This window comes from Variovorax sp. (assembly GCF_965279555.1).
Lineage (GTDB): Bacteria > Pseudomonadota > Gammaproteobacteria > Burkholderiales > Burkholderiaceae_C > Variovorax.
On the sequence record NZ_OZ257247.1, the window covers coordinates 4979553 to 4990000 of the forward strand.

The 10448-nt window shown below is 63.5% G+C and carries 6 protein-coding genes and 2 rRNA genes (1 of these 8 only partly in view); 3 read left to right on the forward strand and 5 right to left on the reverse strand.

What is annotated here, in order from left to right:
• Positions 1 to 93: 93 nt before the first annotated feature.
• The 3 genes from ACQY8B_RS23265 to ACQY8B_RS23275 form a co-directional block, all read right to left on the reverse strand.
• The gene (locus ACQY8B_RS23265) at positions 94 to 1272 is read right to left on the reverse strand and encodes a nucleoside hydrolase (protein ID WP_422088876.1); all 1179 of its coding nucleotides are present in this window, start codon (positions 1270 to 1272) and stop codon (positions 94 to 96) included.
• Positions 1273 to 1424: 152 nt separating this feature from the next.
• A complete protein-coding gene (locus tag ACQY8B_RS23270) occupies positions 1425 to 3038 on the reverse strand; it encodes a S41 family peptidase (RefSeq protein WP_422088877.1) in 1614 nt (537 codons plus the stop codon).
• A 117-nt stretch (positions 3039 to 3155) separates the two neighbouring features.
• The gene (locus ACQY8B_RS23275; protein WP_422088878.1) at positions 3156 to 5480 is read right to left on the reverse strand and encodes an ATP-binding protein; all 2325 of its coding nucleotides are present in this window, start codon (positions 5478 to 5480) and stop codon (positions 3156 to 3158) included.
• 115 nt (positions 5481 to 5595) lie between these two features.
• Here ACQY8B_RS23275 and ACQY8B_RS23280 point away from each other — a divergent pair, with 115 nt between their 5' ends.
• The 3 genes from ACQY8B_RS23280 (at position 5596) to ACQY8B_RS23290 (ending at position 9084) form a co-directional block, all read left to right on the forward strand.
• Positions 5596 to 6795 (forward strand): threonine ammonia-lyase, encoded by a 1200-nt coding sequence (locus tag ACQY8B_RS23280; RefSeq protein ID WP_422088879.1) that lies wholly within the window; start codon positions 5596 to 5598, stop codon positions 6793 to 6795.
• A 111-nt stretch (positions 6796 to 6906) separates the two neighbouring features.
• Positions 6907 to 7059, forward strand: a complete 153-nt coding sequence (locus ACQY8B_RS23285) for a hypothetical protein (protein WP_422088880.1) — start codon at positions 6907 to 6909, stop codon at positions 7057 to 7059.
• Between the two features lie 153 nt (positions 7060 to 7212).
• Positions 7213 to 9084 (forward strand): phosphoenolpyruvate carboxykinase (GTP), encoded by a 1872-nt coding sequence (locus ACQY8B_RS23290; RefSeq protein WP_422088881.1) that lies wholly within the window; start codon positions 7213 to 7215, stop codon positions 9082 to 9084.
• A gap of 161 nt (positions 9085 to 9245) precedes the next feature.
• On the opposite strand, the gene rrf is transcribed toward ACQY8B_RS23290, so the two are convergent.
• Positions 9246 to 9358 (reverse strand): 5S ribosomal RNA (gene rrf / locus ACQY8B_RS23295).
• A 128-nt stretch (positions 9359 to 9486) separates the two neighbouring features.
• Positions 9487 to 10448, reverse strand: a 23S ribosomal RNA gene (locus ACQY8B_RS23300); it runs 1909 nt beyond the window's last position.

The following is a 10448-nucleotide window of genomic DNA, read 5'->3' on the forward strand; positions in this document are numbered from 1 at the left end:
GAAGTTGCGGACGTGGGCGAGTATCCGAAGGACGGCGCCTGCCTGGAACGTATCTCCCGGTTGTGTTTGGATAAGCGCGGCTTATGGAAACGCTCAGTTCGCCGCCGGCAGCGTGATGGGTACCGGCCGCGTCAGCAGGTCGACATACAGCTCGAAAAAGCGCGCGTTGTCGAACTTCTTCACCACCGTCATCTTCTGCAATGTGGGCCCGGAGGGCTGCGAGGAATAGCCGATGGAACGGCCGTTGTCGGGCGCGCCGGGCTTGGCGATCACGTCCACATAGCGGTCGGCGGTCTGTGTGGCGTAGCTAGGGTCGAGCAGGTAGGCCAGCGTGAGGGTGTCCCAGATGTTCTGGGTGTAGTCGGGGTTGGTCTCGAAGCCGTTCTTGCCGTCGAAGCCATAGCCGTTGAGCTTCTGGAACACATCGGTCACGGCCGTGGGCTTGGCCGGGTGCGCGATGCGGTCGTAGATGGGCTTGGTGAGGAACACGGTGTCGGTCACGTCCAGCGGTACCACCACCTGCGGGATCGGCAGTCGCACCACGAACTGCGCGGCGTCGGGGTCGAACCACCAGTTGAACTCCGCCGCCTTGGTGGTGTTGCCCGGCACGTCGATGGCGCCGCCCATGTAGATGATCTGCTTGATGAGCGGCACGATCTCGGGGTTCTGCTTGACCGCGAGCGCGATGTTGGTGAGCGGGCCGATGGCCAGGATGGTGATCTCGCCGGGGTTGGCCTTCACCGTATCGACGATGAAATCGACCGCGCCCTTGCGCTGCACCACGGTGTGGGTGGCAAAGCCGTCGGGCGAGGGCTTGAGGTCGGCGTCGGTCTTGGGCTCCGGGCCTCCCCAGGCGCCCAGGTAGCCGTCGCCGCCGGCGCCCGCGGCCAACTCGGCCTGCACGTCGGCATAGGTGTGGTTGAGTGCGTAGTTAGCTCCCACGTAGACGCCTATGCGGTCGCCCACGCCGAGCCGCTCGACCGACTTCAGCGCATCGGCCACGCCTTGCCTGAGCCACTGGTTGCCCGAAACCACGCTGATACCCATGACCTGCACCTTGCCCTGCGCCTGCAGTTGCGCGGCCATGACGCCGAGCTGGCCGTCGTCGCTCATGGTGTTGTAGTCGCTGTCGATGATGATCTTCTGCGCGGTGGCCGCGGGAGTGCCACCGAAGCCCGGGCCGAGGCCGATGCCTCCTCCTCCGCCACCCCCGCCGCAACCAGCCAGCACCGCGATGACGACGATGAACATCGTCCCGATCCATTTGCGCATTTGCTTCTCCTAAGCGTTTGGTTTTCAGTCGAAAAATCTGAAATACAAACGTTTCGCAAAGGTTTGCGCAAACGTTTGCCAAACTTTAGGGCGCAAGCCGGCAGCGTGGCAAGCGCTCCGGCTCAGGGTTTTCCGCGAGGTGCGGTGGAGGGTCAGCCCGGCTCGGGGGCGAAGTCGAGCAGGCGGTTGCGGCGCAGCGGCGACTGGTCTATCAGGAAGGGCGCCTCGGCTTCGGCCGGCTGGGCCTTCTCGAGGCCTCGCGCCATCGCCTTGGCCATTGGCGCGGGACAGGAGCCCCCGCTGCGCAATGCGAGGGCCGCGGCCAGCCGGGCTTCGTTCGGGTCGCCAAGCTGGTGGTCGTAGTCGTCGGCCACGGTGCAGTTGGGCGCAAAGCCGTCGCCGTAGTCGCCGAAGCCCTGCTGGTTCACGCCCTTGACCTGGATCGCGAAATAGGTGGTGCCGCAGTTGTCCTGCGGGTAGAAGCCGTAGGGCTTGCCGCAGGTAGTGCCGCCCACGAGGTTTACCGTCACGCCCACGCCGCGCAGGCTGTTGATGACCGACTCGCTGGCCGAGCAGGTGTCGGGGCTGGTCAGCACGGTCACCCGCGACAGGCCGAGCGAAGGCAGCGCCGCGCCGGTGCGGCTGGTGCTGTAGAACGGCATCAGGCTCTGCGCCACCGAGAGGCGGAACGGGTTCTTGTCGTTGAAGGTCAGAAGCTCGAAGGTCTTGCCCGCCGTGGTCGACGGCGCGGCGATCATGTAGGCCAGCCGGCTCGCAATGGCCAGCTGGCCGCCGCCGTTGTAGCGCATGTCGAGCACGAGGTCCTTGATGCCGGGCCCGCTCTTGAGAGAGTTCACTGCATCGATGAGCTGCTGTTCGGAGGTCGTGATGTGGTCGTTGAACAGCATGTAGCCCACCTTGTCGCCACCGCCCCCGTCCAAGACAGTGACGTTCTGCACCGGCGTGCTCGTGACGTTGGCCGCCTTCAGGTTGTAGGAGACCTCAGGATCGCTGCCCAGCTTGAAAGTGAAGCTGTGCGACTCGCCCACCGTCTTCGGCGAGAGCGCCCTGTTGATCGTGGCGGCGTTGGCGTCGCCCGTTGCGTTGACGAAATCGACGCCGTCAACGCTCAGCAGCGTGGCGCCGCGTTTCAGGCCAGCGCGGTCGGCGGGCGAACCGGGCTCGACGAGAACCACGCGCAGCTCGCGCGGCGGCCTGGTGGCGATGGAAACGAACTCAGCGCCGTAGCTGACCGACACGCCGCCCTGCGACAGCTGGCGGTATGCCTCGGTGTCGTACACGAAGTGGAAGCGATCCTTGGGCTTGCCCGACGACGTGGTGAGCGGCGTCTTGAGCACGTTGAACCATGCGACTGGCGTGGCGTAGTCGGAAGCCTTGAGCGTGGTCGGCACCTCGCTGTACCAGAGGTAGGTCTCGTCGATCCAGGCACGCACCCAGCTCTTCTCGTTGTCCAGAGAGCCGGCGCTGTCGGGGTAGGCCAGGCCGGTTTCGGGGTTGGTGCCGGTGCGCGGCGCGGCGCAGAGGCCGGCGACCGATGACGACGCAACGATGCCCGTACTCGTGCCCGTGCTGGCGGGGGGCGTCGTGTTGTTGCCGGGCAGAAGGCCGATCGGCAAGCCGCCACCACCACCTCCGCCGCCTCCCCCGCCGCAAGCCGCCACGAAGCAAGCCGCTGCAAGCGCGGCACATGCCGCCCACGCCCCGGAACGCGGCGAGCGCCGCAGGTCGACCTTGCGAAATTCCATCTGCTGCTCCTCCTCGTGTCCGCGCCGGCGGACGGGTGTTCCGCTTCGAGGGCGAAGGCTCGCCTTCAAAGCGCTCCTGCGGGTTTCGAACCCGGTTGTTCTTTTTGCTGTCCGCTGCTACTGCAGGAAGCCCATGCCGCGTGACTCGCGCACTTCGGGCTTGATGCGGTGTTCGGCCTCGAGCTGGTCGAGGAATTCGGCCGCCGAGAACTCGGTCGCGAGAATATCGGTCTGCCGTTTCACCGCCGCGAAATCCCCTGGGCACAGCTGTGTCAATTGCGCGAGCCGCGCCTGTATGGCACCCGTGATGCGCCCGGCATCGCCCGCCAGCGCCTCGGTCACGAACATGCGTTCGCGCTGTGCGGACGTGAGCGGCATGAACTTGATCTTGAAGGTGAAGCGCCGCAGGGCCGCCTGGTCGAGCCGCTCGAGCAGGTTGGTGGTGCAGACGAAGACGCCGTTGAAGCGCTCCATGCCCTGCAGCATCTCGTTGACCTCGGTGACCTCGTAGGTGCGCTGCGCGCCTCGGCGGTCCTGCAGGAAGCTGTCGGCCTCGTCGAGCAGCAGCACGGCCTTTTCGTTCTCGGCCTCGCGGAACATGGCGGCCATGTTCTGCTCGGTCTCTCCGACGTACTTGCTCATGAGGTCGCTGGCCTGCTTGATGATGAGCGGGCGGGCCAGGGCCTTGGCGATGTGCTCGGCCAGCGCGGTCTTGCCGGTGCCGGGCGCGCCGTAGAAGCACAGCGTGCCGTGGCCGCGCGCCTTCAGCGCCTGGACGATGCGCGGGATCTCGAAGCGGGTTTCGACATTGAGCATGTCGAGGTCGTAGGTGGTGACGCTGCGGCGCTCCCCGCGGCCGGTGTCGAGCGTGCCCAGCGCGAGGTCGGCATTGCGCAGCTGGCGCTCGATGAGCGCCTCGACCGAGGCCTCGTCGGTTTTCGCGAGTCCCGCGAAGCGCACGGCGGTGCGGATCTGCGCGGGCGTGAGGCCCTTGCGCTCGGCCAGCTTGGCGGTGAAGGCCTCGGACACGACCACGCCTTCGAGCGTCTTCTTCACGAGCTGCTCGCGCGCGCCGGGCGGCGGCGACTTGAGTTCGAGGTGGTAGGCAAAGCGGCGGCGGAAGGCCGGGTCGATCTGCTCGATGCGGTTGGTGACCCACAGGGTAGGCACGGGGTTGGCTTCGAGGATCTGGTTGACCCAGGCCTTGCCGCTGACGCTGCCGCTGGTGGGCGCGGGAATCTGCTCGGCGCGCGCCATGAACTGCGCGGCTTCCGTGCTGATGGGCGGGAAGACGTCCTCGACCTCGTCGAACAGCAAGGCAGCCTGCGCGCTGCCCTTGAGGAACACCTGCGCGATCTGCAGCGAACGGTAGCGGTCGCGGCCGCTGAGCGAGTTGCCGTCGCGGTCCGCGTATTCGACTTCGAAAAGCTCGAGCCCGGCGGCCTGCGCGACCACCTTGGCCAGCTCCGTCTTGCCGGTGCCCGGCGGCCCGTAGAGCAGCACGTTGACGCCGGGCTCCTTGCGCGCGACGGCGGCGCGCAGCAGCGTGACTAGCATCTGCGCGTCTTCCTGCACGAATGAGAAGTCATGCGGCGTGAGCGCGCTCTTGGCCGAGGGCCGCGTGAACACGGCCATCAGTTCGTTGTGATCGCGGTACTCGCGCATGAGCACCGGCGGCAGCTTCTCGCTGACCTTCATGAGGTCGGCGAGGTCGGTGATGTTGTGCTCCGAGATGAGGTTCTCGACGAGGCCGATGCGTTCGAGCCGCGAGCCCGCGCGCAACGCCTCGCCGACTTCGCTCGCATTCACGCCGGCGATGTCGGCAATGGCGGCATAGGCCTCGGGGGCGTTGTTGACCTTGAACTCGACCAGCAGCGAGCGCAGGTCACGCTGGTAGCGCGCGAGCGTGCCGTACAGCAGCAGAGCGCGCTCGGCCTTGTTGAGCTGCAGCAGGCCCGCGAGCGCATCGATGTTCTTCTCGACCAGCGTCGACTGCTTGCGCAGTGCATGCGTGAGCCAGTCGCGCGTGACGGCCAGCACCGAGAGCAGGTCCTTGGGCTGGTCCTTGGCGTATTCGTCGAGGTAGAAGAACAGCGTGCCCTCTTCATATGGGCCGCGCCACACGCCGTGGCGTTCCAGCAGCGTGCGGCCGTCGAAGTCTTCGACGCCCTTCCATGCTTCATTGCCTGCGCATCGGCGCCCGAGGAATTCGCGCAGGCGCTGCAACACCGCAGCGGGCCACACCAGGTGCCGCCCGGTCAGCGACAGCAGGCCGTTGATATCGCGCCGCACATTGAAGCGCGGCCCCTGCTTGGCGGCGAGCGTGAGCACGAAGTGCGAGCACATGAGCTCGAGCACCGGCGCCTCCTTGAGGCCGGGCGACGGCAATGCCTGCCCGCGTACCGCAGCAGCCACGACATCGACACCCGCACGCTTCGCCATCAGGCAACCTCCAACGAGGAAAATCTCGGAGAGACCATAACGCAGACTTTTGGCTTCGGGAAGACCGGCAAACGGTAAAAACCCTCATGGTGCGATTCCAGCCACAATGCGCGCCATGGTCGGAATCGAAGAAATCCAGCGCGCCGCGGCGCGCCTGCAAGGCCAGGTGCTCGATACGCCCTGTGTCGAATCGCGCACGCTGTCGGAGATCGTCGGCGCGCAGGTGTTCCTGAAGTTCGAGAACCTGCAGTTCACATCGTCGTTCAAGGAACGTGGTGCGTGCAACAAGCTGGTCGATCTTTCCGAGAACGGTACACGGGGAGTGATCGCCATGTCTGCCGGCAACCATGCGCAGGGTGTGGCCTATCACGCGCAGCGGCTCGGCCTGCGAGCGCTCATCGTGATGCCGCGATTCACCCCCGGCGTGAAGATCGAACGCACGCGCGGCTTCGGGGCCGAGGTGGTGCTGCACGGCGACACCCTCGACGCAGCCCGCGCCCATGCCCTGGAGCTCGCGGCGCGCGAAGGACTGACCTTCGTCCACCCCTACGACGACGAGGCGATCATCGCGGGCCAGGGCACCGTGGCGCTCGAGATGCTCGACGCGGTACCCGATCTCGACACGCTGGTGGTTGCCGTCGGCGGCGGCGGGCTGATCGCCGGCATGGCGGTGGCGGCGCGCGAGCGCAAGCCCGGCATCGAGATCGTCGGTGTGCAGACCACGCGCTTTCCGGCAATGGTCAACGCGGTCAAGGGTACGCATCACGCGCAGGGCAAGAGCACGATCGCCGAGGGCATCGCGGTCGGCACGCCGGGTGTGCTGACGCAGGAAATCATCGCAAGCAAGGTCGACGACCTGCTGCTGGTGGACGAAGGCGACATCGAGCAAGGCGTACTGATGCTGCTCGAGATCGAAAAGACACTGGTCGAAGGCGCCGGCGCGGCGGGGCTGGCGGCGCTGATCCGACACCCGGAGCGCTTCAAGGGCAAGCGCGTCGGACTGGTTCTTTCCGGCGGCAACATCGATCCGCTGCTGCTCGCGGCCATCATCGAACGGGGCATGGTGCGGGCCGGACGGCTGGCCCGCGTGCGCGTGAGTGCGCGCGACGTTCCGGGCTCGCTGGCCCAGATCACGGCCACTGTGGCAGAAGCGGGCGCTAACGTCGACGAGGTTCACCACCAACGCGCATTCACAATGCTGGCAGCGCAGAACGTCGACATCGAGCTCGTGCTGCAGACCCGTGGACGCGCCCACTTGGCAAGCGTGCTGACGGCGCTGAAGGATGCGGGCTTCGAGGCCGAGGAGCAGCATTGACCCTCGGCCGGCGGGCGGCCAGGGGGCTCGGAAGCCCCTAGAGCCGTTCGCGGCGCCCCACCGGTAAAATGCCCCTCAGTCTGTCAATTTGTGTATTCGAGGTACTTCCCGATGTCCAACCCCACTCCCGTCGAGCCCGGCCACAGCGCCGCGGTTGAAAAGGACGCCGTCGAATCGGTCGTTCACCTGATGCCGCTGGTGCTTCCACTGGCAGGCGGCGTGCTGATGCTGCTGCTGGCGTCGATCGCGGTGTACATGGCCTGACGCTGACAGTCATTGACGCTTTTGTCCGCGGGCAGTGCGGCTCGCGTTGACGCAGTCTCCCTAAGCGAAACGTTTTCTCAAACGGACCTCCGTGCCTGAGCAGGTACGGCGCCCCGTTCGGAAAGACGATTTTTCAACTTAGGAGATTTTCCGATGAACGCACCCACGATGAAGGGCCTCACCATTCAGGCGCCCTCATACGTCAAGAACGCCAAGCTGATCGCCTGGGTGGCCGATATGGCCGCGCTGTGCAAACCCGATGCCGTCCATTGGTGCGACGGCAGCAAGGAAGAATACGACCGCCTCTGCCAGCAGCTGGTCGACGCCGGCACGTTCAAGAAGCTCAATCCGGTCAAGCGCCCCAACTCGTTCCTCGCGGTTTCCGACCCGAGCGACGTGGCGCGCGTGGAAGACCGCACCTACATCTGCTCCGCGCAGAAAGAGAATGCCGGCCCGACCAACAACTGGATGGCGCCCGCCGAGATGCGCGCGACTCTGCAACCGCTGTTCGACGGCTGCATGAAGGGCCGCACGATGTATGTCGTGCCTTTCAGCATGGGTCCGCTGGGTTCGCCCATTGCGCACATCGGCATCGAGCTGTCGGACTCGCCCTATGTGGCGGTCAACATGCGCATCATGACCCGCATGGGCAAGGCCGTTTACGACGTGCTGGGCACCGACGGTGAATTCGTGCCTTGCGTGCACACCGTAGGCGCACCGCTCGAGGCCGGCCAGAAGGACGTCTCCTGGCCCTGCAACAAGACCAAGTACATCGTTCACTACCCCGAGACGCGCGAGATCTGGAGCTATGGCTCCGGCTACGGCGGCAACGCACTGCTGGGCAAGAAGTGCTTCGCGCTGCGCATCGCCTCGAACATGGGTCGCGACGAGGGCTGGCTGGCCGAACACATGCTCATCCTGGGCGTGACGAATCCTGAAGGCAAGAAGTACCACGTGGCGGCCGCATTCCCCAGCGCTTGCGGCAAAACGAACTTCTCGATGCTCGTGCCCCCGGCCGGCTTCGAAGGCTGGAAGGTCACGACCATCGGTGACGACATCGCCTGGATCAAGCCGCAAGCCGATGGCTCGCTGCGCGCCATCAACCCTGAAGCGGGTTATTTCGGCGTGGCCCCCGGCACGAACATGCTGACGAACCCGAACTGCATGCGCAGCCTGGACAACGGCGTGATCTTCACCAACGTCGCGCTGACAGACGACGGCGACGTATGGTGGGAAGGCATGGAGCAAGATGCACCGGGCAAGGCGCTTCCGTCGCACCTGATCGACTGGCAAGGCAAGGACTGGACGCCGCAGATCGCCAAGGAAACCGGCGCCAAGGCTGCTCACCCGAACGCCCGCTTTACCGTGGCCGCGACCAACAATCCCGCGCTCGACGAAGCCTGGGACGATCCGAAGGGCGTGACCATCGACGCCTTCATCTTCGGCGGCCGCCGCTCGACCACCGTGCCGCTCGTCACCGAAGCCCGCAACTGGGTCGAGGGCGTCTACATGGCCGCGACGATGGGTTCGGAAACGACCGCTGCCGCCGCCGGCCAACAGGGTGTTGTACGTCGCGACCCATTCGCGATGCTGCCGTTCATGGGCTACAACATGAGCGACTACTTCCAGCATTGGCTCGACCTCGGGAAGAAGCTCGAAGCCTCTGGCGCGAAACTGCCGAAGATCTACACGACCAACTGGTTTCGCAAGGGCGCAGACGGCAAATTCGTGTGGCCTGGTTATGGCGAAAACATGCGCGTACTGAAGTGGATGATTGATCGTGTCGAAGGCAACAAGAAGGAAGGCGTTGAGCACATCACCGGCGTAAGCCCGCGCTATGAAGATCTGAACTGGACGGGCCTGGATTTCAGCGCCGAGCAATTTGCGACGGTGACCAGTATCGACAAGGCAGCTTGGGAGGCCGAGCTGAAGTTGCATTCAGAGCTTTTCAAGCAACTGGAGCATCATCTGCCCAAGGAATTGCCGCAGACTAAGGCTGCGATCGAGCAGCGTCTGGCTGCCTGATTAGCATCAGCGCTTAAATAAGAAAGCCCGATGGATGAGAGTCCATCGGGCTTTTTTGTTTCTGCGTATTTAAAAGCAGAGCTTTTCGCAATGCATTCTCCAATGCCCCAAAGCAAAAAACCCCGGTCAATTGCTTGACTGGGGTTTTCTGGGCTGTAAGAGCCTGACGATGACCTACTTTCACACGGGAACCCGCACTATCATCGGCGCTGAGTCGTTTCACTGTCCTGTTCGGGATGGGAAGGAGTGGGACCAACTCGCTATGGTCATCAGGCATAAAGGGTTGTCCGGTTGATCACGCGATCAATCGAACGAATTCATAGAGTTTGGAATCAGCTTTTGGCGAATTGTTTTGAATGCGTCAACTTGGCATAACACCTTGATCTGATCGATCAAAGTTATAGGGTCAAGCCGCACGAGCAATTAGTATCAGTTAGCTTAACGCATTACTGCGCTTCCACACCTGACCTATCAACGTCCTGGTCTTGAACGACTCTTCAGGGGGCTCAAGGCCCCGGCAGATCTCATCTTGAAACGAGTTTCCCGCTTAGATGCTTTCAGCGGTTATCTCTTCCACACTTAGCTACTCGGCAATGCCACTGGCGTGACAACCGATACACCAGAGGTGTGTCCACTCCGGTCCTCTCGTACTAGGAGCAGGCTTCCTCAAATCTGCAGCGCCCACGGAAGATAGGGACCAAACTGTCTCACGACGTTTTAAACCCAGCTCACGTACCTCTTTAAATGGCGAACAGCCATACCCTTGGGACCGGCTACAGCCCCAGGATGAGATGAGCCGACATCGAGGTGCCAAACACCGCCGTCGATATGAACTCTTGGGCGGTATCAGCCTGTTATCCCCAGAGTACCTTTTATCCGTTGAGCGATGGCCCTTCCATACAGAACCACCGGATCACTATGTCCTGCTTTCGCATCTGCTCGACTTGTCAGTCTCGCAGTTAAGCACGCTTATGCCATTGCACTATCGTCACGATGTCCGACCGTAACTAGCGTACCTTCGAACTCCTCCGTTACGCTTTGGGAGGAGACCGCCCCAGTCAAACTGCCTACCATGCACTGTCCCCGATCCAGATAATGGACCTAGGTTAGAACCTCAAACACACCAGGGTGGTATTTCAACGTTGGCTCCACAAGATCTAGCGACCCTGCTTCAAAGCCTCCCACCTATCCTACACAGATCTGTTCAAAGTCCAATACAAAGCTACAGTAAAGGTTCATGGGGTCTTTCCGTCTTTCCGCGGGGAGATTGCATCATCACAAACATTTCAACTTCGCTGAGTCTCAGGAGGAGACAGTGTGGCCATCGTTACGCCATTCGTGCAGGTCGGAACTTACCCGACAAG